This is a genomic window from Flavobacterium sp. F52 (genome assembly GCF_000278705.1).
Classification (GTDB): domain Bacteria; phylum Bacteroidota; class Bacteroidia; order Flavobacteriales; family Flavobacteriaceae; genus Flavobacterium; species Flavobacterium anhuiense.
In genome coordinates, this window is the sequence record NZ_AKZQ01000034.1 from 42,018 (window position 1) to 66,887 (window position 24,870).

Genomic DNA, 24,870 nt, shown 5'->3' on the forward strand with positions numbered 1-24,870 from the left:
GAATTAGTTAGTTTAGACCCCAGTTTTGGTTTGGCTGCGCTCCCATTACAAAATGAAGTACGCCGCCTTTTAATATTTCTTGGTGAGAAATGGCTGTTTTATTTAATGCCTTTCCGTTTAAAGTAGCCGATTGGATATAGAAATTTTTGTCTGAAACATTTTCTGCTTCGATTACAAAAGTTTTTCCGTTTGGAAGATTTAAAGTTGATTTTTCGAAAATCGGACTTCCAATTTCATATTCTCCAGAAGCCGGATTCATTGGATATAATCCCATTGAACTAAATACATACCAAGCCGACATTTGGCCGCAGTCTTCGTTTCCGCTTAGACCATTAGCTGTTGTATTATATTGAGTATCCAAAATATGACGCACCCAATATTGTGTTCTCCAAGGCTGTCCCGCGTGGTTAAACATATAAGCAATATGATGGCTTGGTTCGTTTCCGTGCGCGTATTGTCCGATCAAACCAGAAATATCGGCCGAAACATTATTTCCTGTAATTTCAGAACTCTCCGTGAATAATTGTTCTAAGCGTTTTGTGAAAGTGGCATTTCCTCCGTGAAGCTTAATAAAATCATCCACATTATGAGGCACAAACCAGCTGTGCTGCCAAGCATTTCCTTCAGTGTAATCGGTATGTTCTCTGTGGTTGGAATGTTTTGGGTCGAAAGGTTCGTTCCAAGATTTTCCATCTTCCGATTTTCCTCTCATGAAACCAGATTTCGCATCAAATAAATATTCGTAAGCTTTTGAACGTTTTGAGAAAAACTCATAATCGGCAGTTTTTCCTAAAGCTTTAGCCATTTGAGCTACACACCAATCATCGTAAGCATATTCTAAAGTAATCGTAACCGATTCGTCTAATAAGTTGAACGGAATATAACCGTATTTTTTGTAGAAATTCAATCCGCGTTCGTCTTGCATCATCGTTGCTTTCATCGCCTCAAAAGCTTTTTCAGCATCAAAACCTTTAATGCCTTTTAAATAAGCATCTGCAATAACTGGAATCGAATGATATCCTGTCATTGTATTGGTCTCATTTGCATATAATGTCCAAACCGGAAGTATTTTTTTTGTTTCGTAATACGCTAACATCGAGTTAATCAAATCTGAAACTTTCGTTGGTTCTAATATCGTCAACAATGGATTTTCTGCTCTAAATGTGTCCCAAAGTGATAATGTAGAATATGCTGTATAATCTTTAGCAGTAATAATTTTATCGTCTTCTCTTCTAAACTGACCGTTTTTATCGCTGTACTTTACAGGTGCAACTTGTGCATGATATAAAGCGGTGTAGAAAATAGTTTTCAAAGAATCAACAGGAGTTTCAACTTTAATTTTGCTTAAAGCTTTGTTCCACTCTAAAGCCGCATCCGATTTTGCTTTTTCAAAGCTATGGCCTTCAGCATCCAAATTATCTTTTGCATTTTCAACACTTACAGAAGAAAGTGCCACTTTTACGCCTAATTCTTTAGAATTTTTAGAGTCGAAAAACAACTGTAAAGCGGTATTTTCGCCTTCAGCGTTTTGACCAGAAACCACTTTTTTATCAGCAGTGATAATAGATTCTGTAATAGGTTTCGAAAATTTGGCGACAAAAAACACCTTTTGATTTTTTGCCCAGCCTGTACTGTAGCGATAACCACTGATAGTATTGGCATCTTCAATTTTAACAGAAGTTTTTACCGCTTTATCCCAGTTAATGGCAAAACCTAAATCGATCACAACAGATTGTGTGTCGTTATTATTATAGGTATATTTATGGTATGCGGTTCTTTGCGTAGAAGTTAGTTCTACATTGATTTTAGGATCTTCAAGAAAAACCTGGTAATAACCCGGTACTGCTTTTTCGTGTACATGATTGTATTTTGATTTATACGGAAGGAAATCGCGTGAAGCGGCTTTGGCGGTTAAATCTAATTTTTTGTTTGTCGGCATAAATAAAATATCTGCCAAATCACCGATTCCTGTTCCGCTTAAGTGTAAATGACTAAATCCAGAAACTATTGAGTCAGAATAATGATAGCCTGAACACCAGTCCCAGCTAGAAATTCCATTATCTGGACTCACCTGTAGCATCCCAAACGGAACTGTCGCACCTGGATATGTGTGTCCGTGGCCTCCAGTACCTATAAAAGGATCTACATAATTTGCTGCAAAACTTTTGTGATGCGTATTTTTATCTACATTTATTTTGCAACTTGCAGTAAAAATTACCGTTAAAGAAAGCAGAGTAATTTTCCTCATATCAAAACAATATTAATTTAACTTTAAATTTAGATAAATTCAATTTTTACCAAAATATTTTTAGACGGACGACATTTAAACAGCCCTAAACATCAAAAAATAGTAACAAACGACATTTTTTTCTACGATTATGATTTTCAACTCCAACAAACCTTATAGTTTACCTATACGCTATCATGTTTACTTTTGGCTGACGTATTTTGTGTTTAACACATTCCGATGGGGAAGTTATTTTAACGATTATGTTTATTCCTTAAAAACCACTTTGCTTGGATTTCCTATTCACATGGCATTGTGTTATTTGAATATTTTGGTTTTAATGCCTCATTTGGTTTACAAAAAAAAATACTTCCTATATATAGTAACTGTATTGTCGGCAATTTTTGTGATGGTGGTACTAAAATTTAATCTAACATATTTACTGATCACACACGATGTTTGGCCCGAAGGTCCGCAAACCATCAACACGCTAACGCTCAATTATACTATCGATATGATGATGGGCGAATTGTATGTAATGACTTTTGTGACAGCAATTAAAATCACTTTGGATTTCTTGAAAGAACAAAGACGCGTAACCGATCTCGAGAAATCTCAGTTGGAAACCGAATTATTGTTTTTGAAGTCGCAGATTTCTCCGCACTTTTTCTTCAATACCTTAAATAATATTTATTCTCTTTCTGTAGAAAAATCAAATAAAACGCCTAAAATAGTTTTAAAACTTTCTGAGCTAATGCGCTATATGCTTTATGAAACAAAAGGCAAAAAGCAGACTTTGGAAAATGAGATTATGTGCATCCAAAATTATCTGGATTTGGAGAGAATTAGAAACGGAGAACGTTTAGAAGTTGATATGTCCATTTCGGGCGATATACACGACAAAGAAATCTCTCCCGTTTTACTTTTGACTTTCGTCGAAAATGCCTTCAAACATGGAGTAAACAAAAACACTGGCAATGTTCTCATTGATATCAGGTTTAAGGTAAAAGGCGATTTTTTATATTTCAGTGTTTCAAACCCAATGCCCGAATTTACCGTACATAAAGATAATTTTAACAAGGCAAGTGGCATAGGTATCGAAAACGTAAAAAAAAGACTTGAATTAGGATATAATAAAAATGACTATAAGCTTTCATTTAAAAATAAAAAGAATATTTTTGTCGTTAAACTAGTTATAAAAGTCACTTAAGCCCCAGCTTTTATCGGTTTAGAAAACTATACCTACAAAAAACCAAATATCGGCCTAAAATACTATTTAGAAATGAAAATAAAGTGTTTAATTATCGATGATGAGCCATTGGCAATAAACGTTATTAAAAATTATATTGAACAGATTGAGGATTTAGAATTAGTAAACACTTTCAGTAATTCTATTGAAGGATTAAATTTCTTAAAAAACAATACTATAGATGTAATTTTTCTAGACATAAATATGCCTGTTTTAGACGGTATTAATTTCATTAAAAGTCTAGAAAACCCTCCTTTGCTTATTATCACAAGTGCCTACGACCAATTTGCAATTGAAACTTACGAGCTTGATGTTTTGGACTATTTGGTTAAACCAATTGAATTTCCACGTTTGATGAAAGCGGTAAACAAAATCAACAAACGCCTTAACAATACCAGTAAAATTCCTCAAGAAAACAGCAAAGAGAATCCTTTTATTTTTGTGAAAATCGACAAGAAAAAAATGAAGAAGATTTTCTTGAACGAAATATTAGTTATCGAAAGCCTAAAAGATTACTTAAAAATAAGCACTACTTCAGGAAAGTTTATCATACACAGCACTTTATCTGATTTCACAAGTTTACTTCCCGAAAGAGATTTCATTAGAATACACAGATCATACACCATTGCCATTGATAAGATTGACGCTGTAGAAGGAAACAGCATCGAAATTGAAGGGTTAAGATATGTTATAGGAAGATCTTACATAGACGAAGTAAAACAAAAAATCCTAAACTCTTCTATCTAAAGGTTTAACCGCAAAGCACACAAAGATTTTACGCAAAGTTCGCTAAGTTTTTTTGCTCAATATAAAAGAAAAATAAAAAAGTTCGCAAAGCTATTCGTTAAGCTTTGCGAACTTTTTTATTCTCAAAATATATACACTTGAATAAATATCTTAGCGAACTTTGCGTATTCTTTGCGCTCTTTGCGGTAAAAAAAACTTCGCGGTAAAAAAACGAAAATGCGGCCAACCACGACCGCATTTTCTCTCAATTATAGGTAACTAACCAAAATAAACCATGAAATAGTCTATTATCTTCATTGCTGCAAAAAGCACTTAGAAATGATAACGTTTAAACGCCTCAATAGCCGAATAATCTGCTAATCCTAAGCTGTGGTATTTTTCTGCAGTCAATCTGTTTCTGTCTTCAACTCGCACCCAAAACTCTCTGCTGTCATCACCTTGAAACATAACGCCGTCTTTTTGAGACTGGTGATAAAAAATAGCATGTCGTTTCTTTAAAACCTGATCAGGACTCATTGGTACTGCCATGTCAATTTGGTACGATTCCCATTCATGCCAAGCACCTCTATAAAGCCAAACCCAGCAATCGTTCATAAAGTCTTTGTGTTTTAATCTTTTCAAAGCTTCAAACAAACTGTCTAAACACACTTTATGAGTTCCATGCGGATCTGCTAAATCTCCTGCGGCATAAATTTGATGCGGTTTTATTCTTTCTATAATATCACACATAATATCGATATCTGCATCTGAAAGATTATTCTTTTTAACCGTTCCCGTTTCGTAAAACGGAAGATCTAAAAAGTGTACATTCGAATCTGGCAAACCTAAATAGCGAGTTGCTCCGAAAGATTCACTTCTTCTAATTAATCCTTTTAATTTTCTTACTTCTAATGAATCGATCTCATTTCCAGTTCTATTCTGAAGAAATTCGATTATTTTATCAGACATTCTAGAATCTGGATGCAATGCTTTCGAAATTTCAGCAAATTTCAACGCTTCTTCATTAGAAACGGCAATATTTCCAGAGGTTTGATATGCGACATGAACTTCATGTCCCTGCTCTATCAAACGGTCAAATGTTCCTCCCATCGAAATCACATCGTCATCAGGATGCGGACTGAAAATGATTACTCTTTTCTTTTCTGGCACAGAACGTTCTGGTCTATACGTATCATCGGCATTTGGTTTCCCGCCTGGCCATCCCGTAATCGTTTGCTGCATTTTATTAAACATCTTAATGTTCAAATCGTATGCAGTTCCTTCTTCCGTTAAAAGACTTGACATCCCATTGTCGTTATAATCTTTATCGGTCAGTTTCAAAAACGGCTTTTTAGTCAACTCACTTAACCAAGCCACCGCTTTTAATTTTAATTCATCTGTCCAAACACAAGACTTTACTAGCCAAGGCGTTTTCACTCTTGTCAATTCAGATGAAGCTTCTGTATCTAGAACAAATGTTGTGTTGTGATGCTCTTGTAAATACGTAGCCGGTACTTGCGAAGAAATTTCTCCTTCGATTGTTTTTTTTATAATTCCTGCTTTACTAATTCCCCAACCCAGTAAAACAATTCGTTTTGCATTTCTTACGGTTCCAATTCCCATTGTAATGGCTTTTCTAGGAACATTATCTATTCCTAAAAAAGAAGCGGCTGCATCAACTCTTGTGATATGATCTAATGTAATGCTTCTGGTTCCTGAGTTTACGTGAGAACCAGGTTCATTAAACCCAATATGTCCCGTTCTTCCTATTCCTAAAAGCTGAAAATCTAATCCCCCGTAAGAAATAATTTTCATCTCATAATCAATACAATATTGCTGCAATTCCTCGGCACTCACCTGCCCGTCTGGAATATTGATGTTTTCTGGATGAATATTGACATGATTAAATAGATGTTCATGCATAAAATGATAATAACTCTGAATATCATTTTTATCCATAGGATAATATTCGTCCAAATTGAAGGTCACGACACCAGCAAAACTAAGTCCTTCCTCTTTGTGCATTCTAACCAGTTCTTCGTACACTTTGATAGGAGAAGATCCAGTAGCCAAACCTAAAACGCAAGGTTCGTTCAGCTCACTTTTTCTCTGAATTAAATTAGCAATTTCACGAGCAACCAATAAAGAAGCTTCCTGAGACGATTCGAAAATAACGTTATGAATTTTCTCAAAACGAGTCTCTTCAAATTTTCCTGCTTCTCTAAAACCTATATCTTCTTTAATCATGCTCGCGCTTGCTGTTTTAATTAACACAAGATAAAAGTAGAATTAAATTATCCGCTCGTAGTAAAAATTCGACTAATAGCGGCTGCCGTTCGTCAGAAAACAAAATAAGGCAGGTTCAAAAAAAGCAACTCTTTTTTTATAAGCTTCGGATAAGCTTAATATTTATAAAAAATCATCAACGACTACAAAATCATTGATCTTTTAAAACAAAAAAAGATTTTTATTCCACAACACCAATTTCAGCGATCGAAACTGTTTGCGCTTTCCCTACCGCAGCTGTAGCGACAAATTTCAAAAATCTTGCTTTAACCGCAGCAAAACTTTTAACTTGTTCAATTGGGTTATGTTTAATATTCGAAAACTCTCCTTCTGATTGTTTGTCCCAATAAAAACTGTCTACACTTGTGTACAATTCATAATTTGAAATTAAATTTAAATTGTTGCCAACCTGTTGCGGCATATAGGTAAAACCTTTAATACTGATCAATTCTCCCATATCTATAACAACAGTTTGCGGCAGCTTGTTTTCATCATTTCCAAATCCCCAATCTGTGTCTGGATTTCCATCAATTATTCGTTCTACAGATTTGCTGTCACCACTCGAAACCGAAGTTACTTTCCATTTTTCTTTAGAAACTCCATATTTTGCCGACTTTATGCCACTATTGATTTTCTCTTTCGTATTTCTTGAAATAGCTTTAATTTCTACTTCCTTATTATATATGAATGGCGCTTTATACAAAGTACTTTTTTCAGTAGGTGTTTTTCCATCCAAAGTGTAATAGATCGCATTTCCTTCTTCCGATTTAATAGTAACCAAACCATTTTTATCTCTAAAAATCTGCGGTTCTTTTACAAAAGTCGGTGCATTGTAAGCCTCAACTGTACTGATTACAAATCCCGCTTTAGCATCTAAAACATTAACTCGAAGTGCTGAAGCCGTAACTCGATTCAAACGCAAAATTCTTTTGTAACCAATTGTAGTTTCGTTAGCAATAGTTTCCCATTTTCCGTCCACTTTTGCTTCAATAGAAAATGCTTTTACACGCTGACCCAATTTAATATATTCTTGGAGTAAAACTCTATTGATTGTCGTTGGTTTTTTAAAAGTAAATTCAACTGTGGCCTGTTTTACTTTATCGTCTGTTGCCCAGTAGGTATTTTTATTTCCGTCGATAACATTTTGCGGACCAAAATTAGGATCGTTTCCACGAATGTTTGAAGCCTGAACCTGAGTTCCTGCCAATAATTCTGTTTTGAAATCGGCTTTGATTGTAGCAACTAGTTCTTTTAATCTTGCTTCATCATTTTCATGAACCAAACCACGTCTATCCACTGGAAGATTTAACAACAAAGTCGCATTTCGTCCAATCGATTCGTAATAAATATCTACCATTTCGTCAAGCGAACGCACTTTATCATCCTCTACTGAATGATAAAACCATCCTGGTCTAATGGAAACATCGGCTTCTCCCGGAACCCATTTTTCGCCATCTTCGTGACCAGACATAAACTCTGTATAATGTACTTTTCCTGCCAATTCATCTTTCTGACGAAGTAACGACCAATTGGTTTTTCCTGCACGTCCTTCTTCATTTCCAATCCATCTTGCTTCAGATGGTCCAACTCCCCAAACTAAAGTTTTTGGTGCGATATCGTAAATTAATTTGTACGTTTCATCCCAATTATAATACGTAAGTGTATTGATTTTTCTAGTTTCGTTTGCGCCCCCATAATAGCCATCGCCACCATTTGCGCCATCAAACCACATTTCGAAAACATCTCCGTAATTCGTCAATAATTCTTTCAACTGATTTCTGAAATAGGTAATATATTCAGGTTTTCCGTATTGCGGATGATTTCTATCCCAAGGCGAGAGATATAATCCTAGTTTTAAATCGTATTCTTTGCAAGCTGCCGCTAGTTCTTTTACTAAATCACCCTTTCCGTTTTCCCAAGGCGAGTTCTTTACAGATCGCTCTGTATAAGCTGAAGGCCAAAGGCAAAATCCATCGTGATGTTTGGCAACCAAAATAATCCCTTTCATTCCAGCCTCTTTCACCACGCGCGCCCACTGACGCACATCTAATTGTGAAGGATTAAAAAGTTCTGGCGATTCATCTCCATAACCCCATTCTTTATTGGTAAAAGTATTTAGCGAAAAATGCACAAAAGCGTAAAATTCCATTTCCTGCCAATCGATTTGTTTTTGCGTCGGAACTGGTCCAAAAGGCTTTGGCGCGTTGGTAAATTCTTGACTCAAAGCATTAGAAATTACACCAAAAAGACATAAGGAAAGGAATATTTTTTTCATTGCTGATTTGCTTTAAAATAGTCTATACAGCATAAATGTAGTATAAATTGAAATCCATCGTTTAGAATTTCGACAAACAGCAATTTTTAAACCGTTTTGGTTCTAATTTTAGAAATCGAAATCAAAATCACAGACAAAACCGCAAAAGCAATTAGAACAAAAACCCCATTTGTAAGCGCAGTTTCTAATCCTAATTTTGTTACATCAATAAAAGGATAAGGATAAAAGTTGGATATAAAGCCATGAAATATGGTATAAATCATGTAAATGATCGGGTATAACAGCCAAAACCAAATGGTTTTAAATGATATTTTTTCTGGGCTAACGAAAAAAAGCCAATAAAAGAAAAATAAAATGGGAACAACAACATGGAAGATTTCACTAACTATACTATGGTGCCCTTGTAAATCAACAATGGAGCGCAGAAGAAGATTAAACACGATTCCAACAATCAAAATATAAACTGTGATTGCAGTAATGGTTGTACATTTTCGAAAAAAAGCATTCATAGCGTTTTTTCCGCCAAACAGCAGCATGGCATTGCAAATGAAAACTATACAATTTGTTGTAATGGTAAAGAAACTAAAAAAGCGGACTGCAGCGCTAAAAAAGGTAAATCCATCACCTTGTAACAATAAATAAAACTGCATGGGCAAGGCGTACAATTCGAGGGCAAAAATAATACCCAGCAAAATTTCCCCTTTAATTGTTGTGGTATTTTCTTTTTCCATATTATTCAAAGTCAGCTTACTAAGTTAAGCAATTTTATTCTAAAGATTTACATGACCCTTTTTTGTTTTTCGCTTTCCAAAATAGTTTTTTCAAGTCTTGACAGTTGTGTTTTTTCTTGTTTGGCACTCATAATCCAATGAATCATCACTTTCTTGTATGAAGGAGCTTGTTTCTCAAAAAACTCCCATGCAATTTTGTTGCTTTTAAATTCCTCCTCATATGATTCCAAAAGTGGAACGGGTTCTTTTTCGTGAGAATAGATTTTGGATTTATTTTCAGTTCTAAAACTAAAAGCTTTCAAACCAGCATCAGTCATCAAACCCGCTTTAGTCAGATCTTCCATTTTTTGGATATTAATCGCACTCCAAATACTGGAGGATTTTCTCGGGGTAAAACGAATTGTATAACTATCCTTGTCAATAGATTTGCGAACACCATCAATCCAGCCAAAACAAAGCGCCTGATCTACAGATTCCGACCAAGTCATAGAAGGTTTTCCACTTGTCACTTTATAAAAACCAACCAAAAGCTCTTTTTCTTTCTGATGGTTTTTCTCAAGCCATTTTCTAAATTCTGATTTATTTGGAAAGAAGATTGGTGTCATTTTATTTTTTTTATAAATGTATAAAGAATCTCGTAATCCCGATAGTTATAGGGAGCTAGGATGCAAAGTTTAATAAAAAAATAAACCATATAAGTTATATAAGCAATTTTAAGTTTTGACTTAATCGACTTATATAACTTTATGGTTTAAAATTCTTTGCGCCTCCGCTCCCGATAGCTATCGGGATGCGAGTTTAATTCACTTTAACTTTGATGGTTGAAGCCTCTAATCCAGCAGTTGTTGCTTTCAACTGAATATTCTCCTTCTTCCCATTAGATTGAATAATCACAACACATTTCCCATTAAACAATTTACAAGAATTAGCTTTAAACGAATCCAAATTAGCTTGATAGCCATTATCAACACCAACTAATTTTCCTCCGCCTGTTACTTCAAAATTGATTAAATCCATTGCATTTGGCACTAAGTTTCCATCTTTATCTAACATTGAAACAGTTACATAAACCAAATCGTAAGTATCATTTTTAATTGAATTTTTTTCTGCTTTTAAATCAATTTTAGAAGCTTCTCCAGCAGTGTGGATTTCTTTTTCTAAAACTACCTTTCCGTTCTTTCTGGAAACGGCCTTTAATGTCCCAGGCTCAAACTTCACTTTCCATGAAATATGCAGATCATCATTTTGTTTTGATTTTTTGCCAAGCGATTTTCCATTTAAAAATAATTCTACTTCATCGGCATTATTGTAATACGCCCAAATGTTGATTTCCTGATCTTTTGTCCAGTTCCAATGAGGTAAAATATGGAGAACGGTTTTGTTCGACCATTCGCTTTGGTACATATAATACACATCTTTTGGAAGTCCGGCTAAATCTACAATTCCGAAATAAGAACTTCTCGCAGGATATGGATATGGATCTGGTTCGCCAATGTAATCAAACCCCGTCCAAATAAACGTTCCCGCCATAAAATCCTGACTTTTAATCGTCTTCCAGTTTTCTTCGTGCGTTGCGCCCCAATATGATTTCACCTGATCGTAAGCCGAAACCGTCCAATCTGCATTTCCATCAAATGGAGCACCATGTTTGGTAGGCCAAGCTTTTATAACATCCGATTGGTCGTAATGCCCTCGAGTTTCTAGAGCCGACACACTTTCTGAAGCCAAGATTTTTTGTCCTTTAAATTTAGTTGGGAAATCTTTGTAATCTTCATGTTTGTAATTGAAACCTAAAAGATCTAAAGCTCCAGATTGATAAATAAAGTTTTTCTCAATTACATTCTCTGTCAAAGCCGAAGTTACAGGACGTGTCGTATCTAATGATTTCACAATTTTAGCCAATTCTCTGGTAATCGCAATTCCAGTCGAATCAAATTGTTCTCTGATTTCGTTCCCAATACTCCACATCATAACCGACGGATGATTGCGATCTCTTTTGATAAAATCTTCTAAATCTTGTTTATGCCAAGCATCCCAATCTTTATGGTAATCGTTGGTTACTTTTTTCTTTTTCCAAACATCAAAAGCTTCGTCCTGAACAATGAATCCCATTTCGTCGCACAATTGCATCATTTCCAATGAATGCGGATTATGGGACATCCTAATGGCATTCGCTCCCATTTCTTTCATCAAAGTCAGCTTTCTGCGAAGTGCATGAATATTTTCAACAGCGCCCAAAGCGCCGTTATCATGATGCAGACAAACTCCTAATATTTTGGTTGGAACTCCATTTAATGAAAATCCTTTTTCTGAGTCGAAATTAAAAAATCTAAATCCAAGCGGCGTCTCATAATTGTCAACCAACTTCGATTTTTCGTAGATTTTTGTAATGACTTTATACAAATACGGATTTTCTGGACTCCATAATTTTGGCTGTTTTACTTCTAGATTATGTATCTTTTTTTCTGATGTTTTAGCTCCGATTTTTTCTGTTGAAGTCATATTTGCCACTTCAATATTTTTTGAATCTACGATCGACGTAACTAGTCTAAATTCTTTCGCAGAAGCATTATCATTATCAATGGTAACTTCTAAATGTATTTTTGATTTTTCGGCTGAAACCTCTGGAGTAGTTACAAAAGTTCCCCACTTCCCTACATGCAGTTTTTCACTCGCAACTAAACGCACATTTCTGTAAATCCCAGAACCTGTGTACCATCTTGAATTGGGTTGTGAATCATTATCTACTTTTACAGCAATAGTATTTGATTTTCCGAAGTTTAAATAGTGAGTTAAATCATAACCAAAAGAAATATATCCATTAGGACGAATTCCGACTGATTTTCCATTTATGAAAACTTCGCTATTCTTAAAAACACCATCAAATTCGATAGATACCATTTTGTTTTTCCAAGTCGTAGGAATAGTAAAAGTTTTACGATACCAACCTTTTCCTGCAGGCAAAAATCCTTGAGCTTGTTTGGTTTTAGCATCTTTATCAAAAGAGCCTTCAATACTCCAATCGTGCGGTAATTGAAGCGTTCTCCAATCTGAAGTATTGAAATTTGCATTTATGGCTTCTGGATAATCCCCTAATTTGAAGTTCCAGTTTTTGTTGAAGTCTTCTACAATTCTGGCCTGTTTTTGTGCAAAAATGGATACCGAAAATAGTAACGCAAGTATAATGGTTTGAAAAATGTTTTTATATTTAATCATAAATATGTTTTTTTTATTCTAATCTAAATCTATACGTCGTTTTTGTCATTTCGACCGAAGGGAGAAATCACACTAGAAACTCCGCACAGTTATTTCCAATCTTTGTAGAATCCCGCGTGTGATTTCTCATTCCTCGAAATGACAAACTAGGCGAACATAGCAAAATGAGAAAACCTTTGTCACTTTGTTACTCTGTCACTTTGTCCCTCTAAAAAAACCTACTGAAACTCAAAATTATCCAACATTAATCCCTTCAAATCATCACCTTCCAGTGTAATTTTATACGTTCCCGCATTGATATAACCTCCCGATGTTGTATTCAAAATCTTCCATTTTTCAGGCGAAGAGAAAAATTCAATAGTATCATTTCGCATTAAAATTCCGTAGGCATCTTCCATTTTGAATTTCACTTTCATCGGCACTTCATTCCGATTCATAAAACGGAAACGCATTAAATAGATTCCTGCAACGCCAGGTTTTACTTCAAACTCGATGCTATTATTGGTCTTTTTTGTGAATTCGACATAATCAGCTTTTTTGAAATTTCCTTTTTCGATTCCGTCTCCGGTCGTTTTTGTCTTTTCAGCTTCGATGATTACAACAGGTCTCGAATCGTCTTTTTCGCCCATGTCGTAAGTTGGAACGACCACAATGGTAGAGATTGTTTCTCCATTATCAAAAAGAACCTTGTCACCTTTCTTTACTTTTTTAGTGAAAACATCAAATGAAATTCCGTTGCTGTTTTTCGCTTTTTCTTCAATTTTTTTATAATCCGAAAGCCCGTTTAATGTTTGCGATTTATCGTCAACTAAAACATAAATCGTCGATTCTTCTTTTGCGGTAAACGAACCTTTATTTTTAGAATTAATTGAAAACTGTAAATAATCTGCACCAAAAATCTCTGAAGGCAATTCGGTAAAACTCACTTCTGAATCTAAATATTGTTTTGAATTAATATCTAGCCAAGAACCTATTTTAAAGTCTTTATAATCTAAACTTACATTCTGAATATTGCTTGATGATTCTTCTACTGGCTTAATACTTTTATTCTTTGTTCCAATCGCAATTGCAGAAATAATCGCCTGTGAAGCTTTTACATTTGGAAACGAAATCACAATTTTTCCGTTAACGCTTTTTATAACGAATGTTTTCTTCAAGGCATTGTCGTGTCCAACTTCTGCCCAAATATCAAAATCTTTTAAAACTACATTATTGTTGATTGCTACATCAAACAAACGCCAGCCTTTGCAGTCCATTCCGCCACCAGTTCCGTACCACGGCTCTGTAAAGTATAATTCTACTAAATATTCTCCGTCAGGCGCAGGAAATTCGTAACGCAGTTTATCAACTCCGTATCTAAAACTTTGAAATAATTCCTGATCTTTTGTTCCGTTTATTGGGTCAAAAGTTTTTCTTTGGCTTGCAAAAAAGTCTGGCAATTTTTCAAAATTATCGGTCCATGATAGCGAACCCCAGGTATTTTGTCCGCTTTTGTGTCTATCTGCTGACCAAACATTTCCAGAACTATCTCTCAATTCAGAGCCGCCACAGTTTACTCGGTAAAGATAATTGTAACTTTTATTGGGTTTTAAAATATCATTTTTATCAGCAACCAGAGATTCTAAATTTGGCGCTTTAGGCAGATTATTCAAAACAATATAATCTTTTGCAACCGCTTTTCCGTTTACATATCCAACCGCATATAAAACATTGTACTGAACATTGACATTATTAAATTGAAAATGCTGTCCAATCCCTGGATTTTTAAGTTTTCCAAGTGAAACTTTATTCACATCGTTGAACAATTCTACTTCATCGCAATTCGAGTAAATATCGATTCCGTTTTTGATTCCCGGTTTTTCCCAACGGCTTGGCCAAGTATGCGAAACGATATAGACCATCGGATTCGTTTTGTTGGAAACATATTTCGCTCGATACATGTAAAACGCATCCAAAGGCTCGCCCCAAATCGTAAAAAGCCCTTTGTAATTTACGGGTCCAACTTTATCAATATCTCTAAAACCTTCTCCGTTTTGTACACGTCCCGGATTTTCGTGCGAAGCAAAAAGCCAGTTGAACTGACCAGCAATTTTATCTTTTACCGATTCGGCTTCACGGACTTTAATTTCCATTAGCTGAGAAAAACGGTTTTCGCTTAAAATTCCTTTTTGGTCAAATTCGCCTTCTGTATGCAAATCGGCAGAACGCCATGCTCCGTATTCACCGTTTAGCAATTGAGTGGTCATTTCCAAATGATATTTTAGAGGATCCCCGCCATAAGTTCCTGACCAATTTTGAACGACATTCCAATCGGTTCCTTCTCCACCGTTACAAGTGGTTACAATTCTTTGCGATGCTGATAACGGATCCATTTCTCGGATAATCTGCGTGCATTCTTCTGCAAATTCCTTTGGAATTGTACTTTCGTTCTGTAATCCCCACATTACGACAGATGGACTGTTTCTGCGTTCTTTAATCCATTCTCGCAACAGAGTTTTAAAATTTTCTTTGAATTCGGGCGTATCGTACCAAATATGTGCTGAAAACTGACTCCAGAATAAGATTCCGTTTTCGTCTAATTCTTTTTGATATAATAAATTATGAGGCTGGTGTGCTTCTCTAAAAGCATTAAATCCGCCAGCTTTAATTTGTTCGATTCTGGAATGAATCATTTCACCTGAAAACGAATGGCTTTTTCCAATCAAATGTTCGTATTCGCAAACTCCGTTTATAAAAACAGGCTCGTCATTAATGAAAAAACGATTGTCTTTTCCATCACGACTTACTGGCCAGCTCACCCAACGGATTCCATAAGAAGTTGTCAACTGATCGATTATTTTTCCGTTTTCATAAACTGAAGTAACCAATTTATACAAATACGGACTGGATGGCGACCACAATTTTGGATTCTGAATCTCAGGAAGTGTCTGTGCTATTTCTTTTGTTTCTCCCGAATTGATTTTGTTGTCGCTTTTTATAATAACAACTTTCTTTCCTGAGGCATCCAAAAGAATATTTTCGATCGTCAAATTTCGGTCTGAAGTACTGTAATTCTTGACTTCTGTAGTTGTATGAAGAATTGCTTTTTGTTTTGAAACCGATTTATCATTCCAAATATGAATGCCAAAAGGCTCAATTCTAACATCGTTTGTAATGACCAAAGTAACAGGCCTAAAAATTCCCATTGGCTGAGAACCTTCTGAAAATCCCCATTCACCCGAACAGCCTCCGCAAACCCAAGGCAAATCGGCAATAAAGGAAGGATGCGATGCTTTTACCAGAATCTGGTTTTCTTTTTCTAAAGAAACAGATTTGGTAATATCAAGCGTAAAAGTGGTTCGCCCACCTTTGTGCTCGCCCACTTTTTTGCCGTTTACCCAAACTGTCCCGTAAGAACTAACGCCTTCAAAAAACAAAAAAAGTCTTTTTCCAGCAGCAGTTTTGTCGAGTTTTAATGTTTTTTTGTACCAAGCAGTACCGTGCAAATTTCCATGTTTTGTTCTTCTGAAACCATAATACTGATCCCAATTGTGAGGCACACTAACCTTTTGCCAATTGGAACCAGTTTTTGGATTTTCTACAAAATCTTCTTCTTTCAGCGGAAGATTATCCAGTATTACGGTCTCCCAAGATGAATTCAGCGAAATTTCTTTACGAAACTTCCCCGAATCTTTGCTCTGACTCCAAACAGAGCAAAAACTTGAGAAAAAACAAAAAATAAAAAAAACTATTTTATTCATATTTTCTAAACCATATAAGATATATAAGGTAATTTAAGTTTTTATTTCTACGAAGTTGTCTCGCTTTTTTTGTCATTCGACATGAGGAGAAATCTCCGCAAGTAGCTCCGCATAGGAAATTTCGACAAACTGTTGTCGAGCTTCTTGCAGAGATCCCTCGTTTCTCGGGATGACAAGTTGTGCTTATACTTCCTGAATAAACCTGATAGGTTTTAAAAACCTGTTAGGTTTAACATTGTCTTTAATAAAACAACCAGTCAATAGCTGCTTTTTCTCCTGCATCGATATAGCCTACATCACGTGGTGTTATGGTTTGATCTGCGTCGATAAAACCTAAAATCAATACCCTTCCTTTTCCTAAATCTAATTTATTCTCGCCTGGCTGGAAAGTATACGTATGAATATTTACTCTTGGAAGCTCTTTTAAATTCATGGCACTTGCTAGAATAACTTCGGCTTGGCCATGAGCATTTCCTGCAGCATCAGTTTCCAAACTCGGCGGTAATAAAAATCTCTTTTGATCTGAATTGAAATACCCCACCACTAATTTAACCGCTTTTGTGTTTCTAAACTTCAAATGCGTTCCTTTTTCGTTTTGCTCATTTTCTACAAACGAATATCCTCTTAAATTTTGAAGCTCTGGAGCAATTTTCGTTAATTCCGAAATATCTGTTCCATATACTTTTGTTCCTGTTTTTACTAAATAACTTCCCGGTTTTTCGTCGATAAAAGTTACATCAGCAGTTTTCCAAGGTTTTCCTTCTTTGGTTTCAATTTTACCATCTTTTGATGCTTTTAGCTTTTCTAAATTTCTTTTGAAATTAGCCAATTCTCGTTCGTAGTGTGGTAATAATTCAGCCCACGTTTTGTTGTTTCCGTCGTCTCCTCCAATTGGGATTCGGCGTTGAGCAGTCTGCATACTGTTGGCATAGTAATACGTATCTTTTGTCAAGTTTACCAATAATTCATAGTACTCGATGCTTTTTTCTAAATGAGGCAAAGCTGTATCTAAATCGACAATATCGTTGGAATAACTGTATCTTAAAACCAATAAAGCTGCTTTTACTTTTTCTGAGAAGAAATCGGCGAAAGCTTTATAAGCGTGAATGTCATTTTTAAGACGCGCAAATTCTTCTTTGTCTTTTGTTACACTTGCTTCGGCTTTATCAATGGCTTCAACAGCCAGTCTTCCGTGCTCTGTAATTTCAGCAATAATCTGCGTTGGTAGTTCGCCAGAATGCGGTTCTTTGTTCCATTCTTTTTTAGCATATTCCAAAAGCAATTCTCCCGCAGGCCCGCAAGATTCGTGGAATCCAGGATACACTCTCCATTTTGATGGATTTACCAATTGGCTTTCGAACATTCCTAGCAATAAAGTCTGCCTGTTTCCTTCTGTGATTCCGAAACGTCTAAGTGTTTTTGGAGCAATTTCTCCTGTTTCTTCATAAGCTTTTAAAATGTTATTGGCAGCTTCTTGACTTGTTCCGAATTTCTTCGCTAAATCTTTATCCCAAAACTGAACTTCTTCGTTTCTATCTCTTTTACTGTCCCAAGCATATCTTGCCCAAGCTTTGTACCAAATCCAGTCGCGATCCATTTCTAATAAACGTTCGCCTGATTTTGTTTTATCTGCTGAATAAGGCCAGTCCCAATACGACGCCTGCGGATATAAATGCAGTGCATTTGCTCCATGAATGTTGTGCATGGCTTTTACCGTTTTCTGAATGAAGTCGGGCGAACCGTATCTGAAAGGTTCCAAATTGGCTAAAATGTGAACATTCTCAATATGGATCGATTTTAGAGCGCTCAGTTGTTTGTGCGTTTCTCCCCAAGGTCCGCCTGGAGTGTAAGTCGTTAAAGATTCACCCGTATATTTACTTTCAGTATAGAGATTCTTATATAATGGAAGCGATTTTTCCATTACCAAAGGTCCGTCTGTATCATGAGAGCGTAAAATAATCGGAGGTTCTTCTGTTTTTCCTAATGCCTGCAAACCATCGCGAACACCTGGAATAATCGTTTTGGTAAACCATTCTACGTCGTCATCAACCGTATTGATTGCTTCCCCCAAACAAACCATTAAACCCACATTTGGATATTTTTCGATAAAAGCGGCAATAGATTTTCTGGTGTAATCTGACAATAATGGCGTAATAGGTCTAGAACGATCTTGTGTTTTAATATTGTAATGCTCTGCAAATGGTTTAGAAACAAGAATGTTATAGAACATCTGAATGACCCAAATTCCACGTTTGTTGGCTTCAACCGTCAAGAATTTATAGATTTCTTCGTTCTTTTTGAAATCTTCATCACTTACTTCAACTGCAAACGGATATTCTTTTAATTTTACTAAAGATGCAAAAGGATGTCCATTCCATAAATACAAAGAATTCATGCGGTTTTCTACCAGCATATCTAAATATTTAATCCAAAGCGCTTTATCATAAAACCAAGGAAAAGTTTCTGGCGTATACGGATATTCGTAAACATCGCGACCTGGAAGATAAACCGGTTTCTGCATTCCGATACAAGCGCCACGTAAAACCATTTCCGGACTGTCTTCAATATTGATTTCTGACGGAAGCTGACCTGAATTTTTGATTCTGTCTGCCAATTCTAATGCGCCATATAATGTTCCGCTTGCATCTGTTCCTTCAACATAAATTACATTATTCTGAGTACGAATCTGAAAACCTTCCTTCTTGGTTAATTTGCTATCGTCGATTTTAGCGCTTTTAGCATTTTTCTTCCAAAAGTCAGTTCCTTTTTCTCCTATTACAATTACATTATCTTTTGATTTTTTGAATTTAGCAGAAGACGTTACGCTGAAACCTTTTGCTGTAAGTGTTTCAGATAATTTCTCTGCGCCAAATTTTGCTCTAGGCGAATTGGCATCACTAACAATTGTGATGTTTTGTGCTGTCGCGAAAGAAACGTAAAGACATAAAAAAAGTAATTGTAAATATTTCATGGTATGCTGTTTTTGGGTATTCATTCTAAAATAATCTGCTAGATCTGCGTGAAAAAATTATCTCTCGCACATTCAGCAGATTTGGCAGATTTTATATTGATTCTTTTGCCACTCCCGATAGCTATCGGGATAAAAGATTTCCACAGATTAAAAAATCATTTTAATCATTTTATCTGTGGCTAAAAAAAATTAATTCTGAAAAATCTTCTTCAAATAAGCCACATTTGCTCCGTAATTGGCTTTTACATTGTGTACTTGTGTCACGTCTCTTGAACGCTCTACAATCAGCCATCCGCTCCATTTCATTTCGTCCAAAGTCTGTTTGATTTTTGGCATATCGATCACAGGATCGTTTTCTAACCAAAATTGATCGGTATTGGAAGCGTGAATCTGCGCTAAATATTTCTTTCCTAATATCTTTAATTCTGAAGAAATATCTCTTTTATTGTCTAAAGCATTCGCAAAGTTGAAAGAGCTTTTAATGTATTTTGAACCGATTTCGTCTAAAAGTTTTTTCTCGTCTGTCGCGCTCAAAGAAGTTTCAATTGCGATAACTCCTCCTATTTTACCCACTTCTTTTCCTGCCCATTGCAGTCTTTTAATTACTTCCGGACGTAATTCAGGATTCTTAACCAAATCGGTTTGAGTTCCTAGTGGAAGATAGGCCACTTTTACTTTCATGTTTTTCATTGCCTGAATACAATCTGTTATCATTGGAGTAATTTCTCTTGTTGCAAATGATTGTGCATAAAATCCAGACATCGCTATCGAACTGATTCCAACTCCAGTTTCTTTTGATTTGTCCAAGAATTTTTGTCTTTCTACAGGATCGCCTAGTTTGCTGTCAAAAGTCGGGCGATTTCCTAAACCTCCCATATCCAGTTCGATTCCGTCCGCTTTTATTTCAGAAGCCAAACCAAAAGCGCCTAGTTTTTGTCTTTTTAAAATCATCCAGTCGCAAACCGCCACTTTATATTTCTGCTTTTTATTCGAAAACTGAGCCGTTGCACAGCTGTTGAATGTTGATGCTACAAGAACAAGTATTGCAACAATTAAGTTTTTATTTAGCTTCATGTTAATTGGTTTTACCATTAAGATATTAAGGAAATTAAGCTTAAATACTTTTATTATTTCTGCATTAGAAGATTAAGAAAGTTAAGCTTAATGTTCTTTAAAAATATATTAAACACAGCAACTTAACTTTCTTAATCTCTTAATGGTTCAATTCATTTATTCTTCTTCCGCTTTTACCGCTGTCACCACTTTTCCTTCTTCGCCTGGCCAGATTCCGTTTTTAATTGGAAGCGCCACTAATTTACTCGGATCAACTTTTACGTATTTCAGCTTTTCTCTTCTCCAAGTATAAACGATATGCACCATTCCGTCTGAACTCTGAATGATCGATGGATAAGAGTATTGGCTGATTTTTGAATCTTCTAAAACCAAAGCTGCGTTCCAGTGAATTCCATCTTTTGAAACCGAAACGTTTAAAGGAGTTCGTGGCCCTTTAGCTTCTTTTCCTGGAGGCAAAACGTGGTTGTAAACTAGTAAATGTCTTCCATCTTTTAAAGTTACAGCATCAGTTCCTGAGTTGTTATTTGGTAGTCCGATTAACTCAACATTTGACCAAGTTTTTCCGTTGTCTTTTGAGAAAGTGCTAAAAATAGCTCTGTTTCTAGTTCTTCCGATAGCCTGAATGCTTCCGTCTTTATGAAATAAAATACTTGGCTGAATGGCATTGATTTTTTGTTTTCCTCTTGGAAGTGTGTCACCCATTACCCAGGTTTTACCGAAATCTGGAGTAGATTCCATGCGTAATCTCCAGCCATCGCCTTCGATACTTGACGGACACAATAAAGTTCCGTTGCTTAATAAAACGGGTTTATTTTTGATTGGCCCTAAGAAACCATCAGGCATTTTTTTCGCCTCTGACCAAGTTTTTCCGCCATCAGATGAAGTTCTGATTACACCCCACCATTCTGATGGTTTTGGTCCGATTTTGTAGAAAAGCATTAAATCGCCACCCGGAATTTGATATAACACCGGATTCCAAGTTGGTAATCTTGGTCCGTCTTTCATCACGCCATCGGCAACTTTTATGCCCTCGTTCCAAGTATCGCTTCCTTTTGGTTTGATGGCAACATAAATGCAGACATCAGGATTTCTTTCGTGAGTTCCTCCAAACCAAGAAGCAACTAAATCACCATTTGTAGCTTCGACGATTGTAATCGCGTGACAAGACGGATAAGGTGCTTTATCGTAAACAAACTGATCTACTAAAATCCCTTCTTTCCAAGTCTTTTTCTCTAAAGCCGATTTACAACTTCCTAAAAGGATAAGTCCAAACAAGACAAATGCTAATTTTGTTACCTTCATTATCAATTTAAATTATGAATTATTTTTTCTGGCTATAAATATATACCTAGCATTTTTTTAGGTAAAAATATTTAATAAGTGTAAAAATAACACTGAAAAATTAACAATGTATCCTGTACTGTCCCGAATTATTAAAAATGCCTCTTATTTAACGTTAATCGCAAAATTTCCTGACGAAAGTGTAGCTGCTATCTGATTTTTTTCTATAAAATAAGTATAAGAAGTTTTATCCAGCTTTTGTTTATTAATAGAAACAGCCGGAGCTTCGCTTGTAGGAAGATAAACAATTGCAGAAGTATTGGCTGGAATAGCAATATTCCAAACCAGACCTTTTTTATCTTTTTTCCAATCGCTTTTAATTGTTCCGTAAGCCGATTCGTAAGAAGCATTTACATAAGTCAATCCCGCATTGAAATCTGGTTTCATGATGATTTGCTTGAAACCCGGAGTTTCAGGATTGCTTTTGATTCCTGCCATATTTTCGTAATACCAAATCAATAAATCACCTAAAAGCATCACGTGGTTTTGCGAATTCATAGCCGGATCTGCCGTGTTTCCGTTCCAAAGTTCCCAAATCGTAGTTGCACCATTTTCGACCATATAACCCCAACTTGGATAGGTTTTGTTGGATGCCAATTTGAAAGCCAAATCGCCACGACCGAAATTAGTCAACGTTCTCATTAAAAACTGTGTTCCGATAACGCCTGTGCTGACATGACCGTTTTTGGTTACTTCCACTTCGTGCACCAGATTTTCAAAAACTTTTTGCTTTAATTCTTCTGGAACCATTCCGAAAGTCAAAGGCAGTAAATTAGCCGTTACTGTATTATTAGCATAATTATTTTTTGATGCATTGAAATATTTGGTATTAAATGCTTTTTTAATTCGTGAAGCTAATTCACCATAATGTTTGATATCATTTTGAGCATTTGCAATCACAGCAAACTTTCTCATGATATTTAAAAGCTGATAATAAAAAGCGCTTGAAATCAATTCCCCATCAGTTAAACGAGAAGGATCTTTCGAACGAATTAATTCTAAGGATTCAGGCGGAACGCACCAATCGCCGTATTTATCTTTGGTCATAATATCATCGACCAAATAATTTTCTTCCATATAATCCATCCATTTTTTCATGTACGGATATTGTTTTTCCACCACTTTCGCATCTCCAAACTGTTGATACAGCATATCTGCAACGGTAATATACGTTCCCGGCCACGTCACATTATCCCCGTAATAACGCCAGAAAGCAGGTGCCACATCTGGAATTCCGCCATCTATGGTTTGTGAATTTTTAATATCGTCCAGCCATTTTGCATATAAAGTCTGATTATCAAATAAAAAACTTTCTCCGTAAGCTCCCGTTGTTCTGTCTCCCAACCAAGGCTGACGCTCGTTTCTTTGCGGACAATCAATCGGCATTCCTTTGTAATTCCCGCTGATTCCCCACCACGCATTCTTAAAAATCTGATTCATCATCGGATTTGAAGAATCGAAAGTTCCTATTGTTGCAATATCATCATAAACCACTTTCCCAATAAAATTTTCTAAAGCGGGTTTGCTTTTAAATCCTGAAATCTCTACAAATCTGAATCCGTGAAAAACAAAGCGAGGTTCCCAAACTTCTTCCCCTTCGCCTTTTAAAGTATAAATATCAGTTGTTTTGGCATCACGAAGATTGGCAATGTACAACGAACCGTCTGGCTGTAAAGATTCAGCAAACTTCATCGTGATTTTATCACCCGCATTTCCTTTCACTTTCAATTGCAGCCAGCCCACCATATTTTGTCCCATATCCAAGATATAAGTTCCTTTTGGTGTTTGTTTGATTGAAATCGGTTTTACTTCACGCTTCACTTTCATATTAGCCGACATCTGTCCTTCATAGAATCCGCCTGGTTCCTGAACGTATTCTGCCGAAAGCCATTTTTTATCATCAAAATTGATGGTATTCCAGCCTTTCATTTCTTTGCGGGCATCGTATTCTTCTCCGTCGTATTCGTTGTTGGATAGGATTGGTCCATCAGTTGTAATTTTCCAAGTATCATCTGTGCGAATCACATCTTTGCTCCCATCCGTATATTCTACAAATAACTGCAAAGCCATTTTCGGATAACCAAAAGTTTTGATTTTATACGGTTTATAATCCTGACGCATGGTAAAAAAACGTCCGTTTCCTAAAATCGTTCCTAACGCATTTTTTCCTTCCTGTAACTGCGAAGTCACATCAAAAACATTGTATTTTACATTCTTGGTATAATCGGTCGGAACGGGTGCCAAAACCTGATCTCCAATTTTATTTCCGTTAATGTATAGCTCATACAAGCCCATTCCCATGATATAGACCTTGGCATTTTTGACTTTCTTTTTTAAGTCGATTTCTTTTCGTAAATATCTAGCTGATAATCTCGAATACTGGGAAATACTATCTCCCTTTGAAGTTTTTTCATAACCAATCCATCGAGTCGATTTCCAGTCGGCATAAGTCAAAATCCCGATACTGAAATGAGCATTTTCTTTTGATTGAGCTTCACCTTTATTGGTAAAAACAGTTACTTTCCAGTAAACGTCTTGTCGGTCTTTTAGTTTTTTTCCGTTGTAAATTACGTTTATAGAAGCATCACTTTGCACTTTCCCGCTATCCCATAAATCACCATTTCCAGCATTCAATTTCTCTAAACTTGAAGAAGCAATAATTTGATACGCCGTTTGTTTTACATCATTAATATCTGCTTTTATTTTCCAGCTTAATCTTGGCTGTAAAACATCAATTCCTTCTGGATTGGTCAGCATTTCGCATTTTAAGTCACTTACAATTATTTTGTTTTGGGCTTTCATCGAAATGGTAAAAAGCAAAATGATTAGTGTAAGATGTAAAAAAAACTTTTTCATGATTGTATTTTTAAGCTTTTGGCTTTAGATTTTTTTGTCTCTCGCAGATTTTGCAGATTTAGGAGATTTTTTAAATAGCAAAATAGTAATCTGCTCAATCTGCAAAATCTGCGAGAGTAAATTTTATGTTCATTTTGTCATTTCGACGAAGGAGAAATCGCACCAGAATTTCTACAAT

At 35.8% G+C, this 24,870-nt stretch carries 13 protein-coding genes; 2 read left to right on the forward strand and 11 right to left on the reverse strand.

Annotation, left to right across the window (positions count from 1 at the left end; all coding sequences use genetic code 11):
• Positions 1 to 7 precede the first annotated feature (7 nt).
• The gene (locus tag FF52_RS17010) at positions 8 to 2,248 is read right to left on the reverse strand and encodes a GH92 family glycosyl hydrolase (RefSeq protein ID WP_008467435.1); all 2,241 of its coding nucleotides are present in this window, start codon (positions 2,246 to 2,248) and stop codon (positions 8 to 10) included.
• 130 nt (positions 2,249 to 2,378) lie between these two features.
• On the opposite strand from FF52_RS17010, the gene FF52_RS17015 reads away from it, so the two are divergent.
• Entirely contained in the window at positions 2,379 to 3,437 is a 1,059-nt protein-coding gene (locus FF52_RS17015; RefSeq protein ID WP_008467436.1) for a sensor histidine kinase, read from the forward strand.
• A 72-nt stretch (positions 3,438 to 3,509) separates the two neighbouring features.
• Positions 3,510 to 4,223, forward strand: coding sequence for a LytR/AlgR family response regulator transcription factor (locus FF52_RS17020; RefSeq protein WP_008467437.1), 714 nt, complete (start codon positions 3,510 to 3,512; stop codon positions 4,221 to 4,223).
• A 312-nt stretch (positions 4,224 to 4,535) separates the two neighbouring features.
• Here FF52_RS17020 and nagB read toward each other — a convergent pair whose 3' ends face one another.
• The 10 genes from nagB to FF52_RS17070 form a co-directional block, all read right to left on the reverse strand.
• Complete coding sequence (gene nagB, locus FF52_RS17025; protein ID WP_008467438.1) at positions 4,536 to 6,449, reverse strand: glucosamine-6-phosphate deaminase; 1,914 nt, start codon at positions 6,447 to 6,449, stop codon at positions 4,536 to 4,538.
• 220 nt (positions 6,450 to 6,669) lie between these two features.
• On the reverse strand, positions 6,670 to 8,763 hold the full coding sequence (locus tag FF52_RS17030) for an alpha-L-fucosidase (protein ID WP_008467439.1): 2,094 nt from the start codon (positions 8,761 to 8,763) through the stop codon (positions 6,670 to 6,672).
• Between the two features lie 86 nt (positions 8,764 to 8,849).
• A complete protein-coding gene (locus FF52_RS17035; protein WP_008467440.1) occupies positions 8,850 to 9,494 on the reverse strand; it encodes a Pr6Pr family membrane protein in 645 nt (214 codons plus the stop codon).
• A gap of 47 nt (positions 9,495 to 9,541) precedes the next feature.
• A complete protein-coding gene (locus tag FF52_RS17040) occupies positions 9,542 to 10,099 on the reverse strand; it encodes a YdeI/OmpD-associated family protein (protein WP_008467441.1) in 558 nt (185 codons plus the stop codon).
• A 193-nt stretch (positions 10,100 to 10,292) separates the two neighbouring features.
• Positions 10,293 to 12,710 carry a sugar-binding domain-containing protein gene (locus FF52_RS17045; protein ID WP_008467442.1) on the reverse strand — a complete coding sequence of 806 codons (2,418 nt, stop codon included), beginning with the start codon at positions 12,708 to 12,710 and terminating at the stop codon, positions 10,293 to 10,295.
• 218 nt (positions 12,711 to 12,928) lie between these two features.
• Complete coding sequence (locus FF52_RS17050; RefSeq protein ID WP_008467443.1) at positions 12,929 to 16,450, reverse strand: malectin domain-containing carbohydrate-binding protein; 3,522 nt, start codon at positions 16,448 to 16,450, stop codon at positions 12,929 to 12,931.
• Positions 16,451 to 16,691: 241 nt separating this feature from the next.
• Positions 16,692 to 19,421, reverse strand: a complete 2,730-nt coding sequence (locus FF52_RS17055) for a glycoside hydrolase family 20 zincin-like fold domain-containing protein (RefSeq protein WP_008467444.1) — start codon at positions 19,419 to 19,421, stop codon at positions 16,692 to 16,694.
• 189 nt (positions 19,422 to 19,610) lie between these two features.
• Positions 19,611 to 20,495, reverse strand: a complete 885-nt coding sequence (locus FF52_RS17060) for a sugar phosphate isomerase/epimerase family protein (protein WP_008467445.1) — start codon at positions 20,493 to 20,495, stop codon at positions 19,611 to 19,613.
• Between the two features lie 156 nt (positions 20,496 to 20,651).
• Positions 20,652 to 21,797 (reverse strand): sialidase family protein, encoded by a 1,146-nt coding sequence (locus FF52_RS17065; RefSeq protein WP_008467448.1) that lies wholly within the window; start codon positions 21,795 to 21,797, stop codon positions 20,652 to 20,654.
• Between the two features lie 144 nt (positions 21,798 to 21,941).
• Positions 21,942 to 24,692, reverse strand: coding sequence for a glycoside hydrolase family 78 protein (locus FF52_RS17070; RefSeq protein WP_008467450.1), 2,751 nt, complete (start codon positions 24,690 to 24,692; stop codon positions 21,942 to 21,944).
• Positions 24,693 to 24,870: the final 178 nt, after the last annotated feature.

Bases quoted from the DNA above. Each gene is read 5' to 3' on its own strand.
- FF52_RS17055 (WP_008467444.1), bottom strand. From the start codon at position 19,421: ATGAAATATTTACAATTACTTTTTTTATGTCTTTACGTTTCTTTCGCG.
- nagB (WP_008467438.1), bottom strand. From the start codon at position 6,449: ATGATTAAAGAAGATATAGGTTTTAGAGAAGCAGGAAAATTTGAAGAG.
- FF52_RS17050 (WP_008467443.1), bottom strand. From the start codon at position 16,450: ATGAATAAAATAGTTTTTTTTATTTTTTGTTTTTTCTCAAGTTTTTGC.
- FF52_RS17015 (WP_008467436.1), top strand. From the start codon at position 2,379: ATGATTTTCAACTCCAACAAACCTTATAGTTTACCTATACGCTATCAT.
- FF52_RS17045 (WP_008467442.1), bottom strand. From the start codon at position 12,710: ATGATTAAATATAAAAACATTTTTCAAACCATTATACTTGCGTTACTA.
- FF52_RS17030 (WP_008467439.1), bottom strand. From the start codon at position 8,763: ATGAAAAAAATATTCCTTTCCTTATGTCTTTTTGGTGTAATTTCTAAT.
- FF52_RS17070 (WP_008467450.1), bottom strand. From the start codon at position 24,692: ATGAAAAAGTTTTTTTTACATCTTACACTAATCATTTTGCTTTTTACC.
- FF52_RS17040 (WP_008467441.1), bottom strand. From the start codon at position 10,099: ATGACACCAATCTTCTTTCCAAATAAATCAGAATTTAGAAAATGGCTT.
- FF52_RS17020 (WP_008467437.1), top strand. From the start codon at position 3,510: ATGAAAATAAAGTGTTTAATTATCGATGATGAGCCATTGGCAATAAAC.
- FF52_RS17060 (WP_008467445.1), bottom strand. From the start codon at position 20,495: ATGAAGCTAAATAAAAACTTAATTGTTGCAATACTTGTTCTTGTAGCA.
- FF52_RS17065 (WP_008467448.1), bottom strand. From the start codon at position 21,797: ATGAAGGTAACAAAATTAGCATTTGTCTTGTTTGGACTTATCCTTTTA.
- FF52_RS17010 (WP_008467435.1), bottom strand. From the start codon at position 2,248: ATGAGGAAAATTACTCTGCTTTCTTTAACGGTAATTTTTACTGCAAGT.
- FF52_RS17035 (WP_008467440.1), bottom strand. From the start codon at position 9,494: ATGGAAAAAGAAAATACCACAACAATTAAAGGGGAAATTTTGCTGGGT.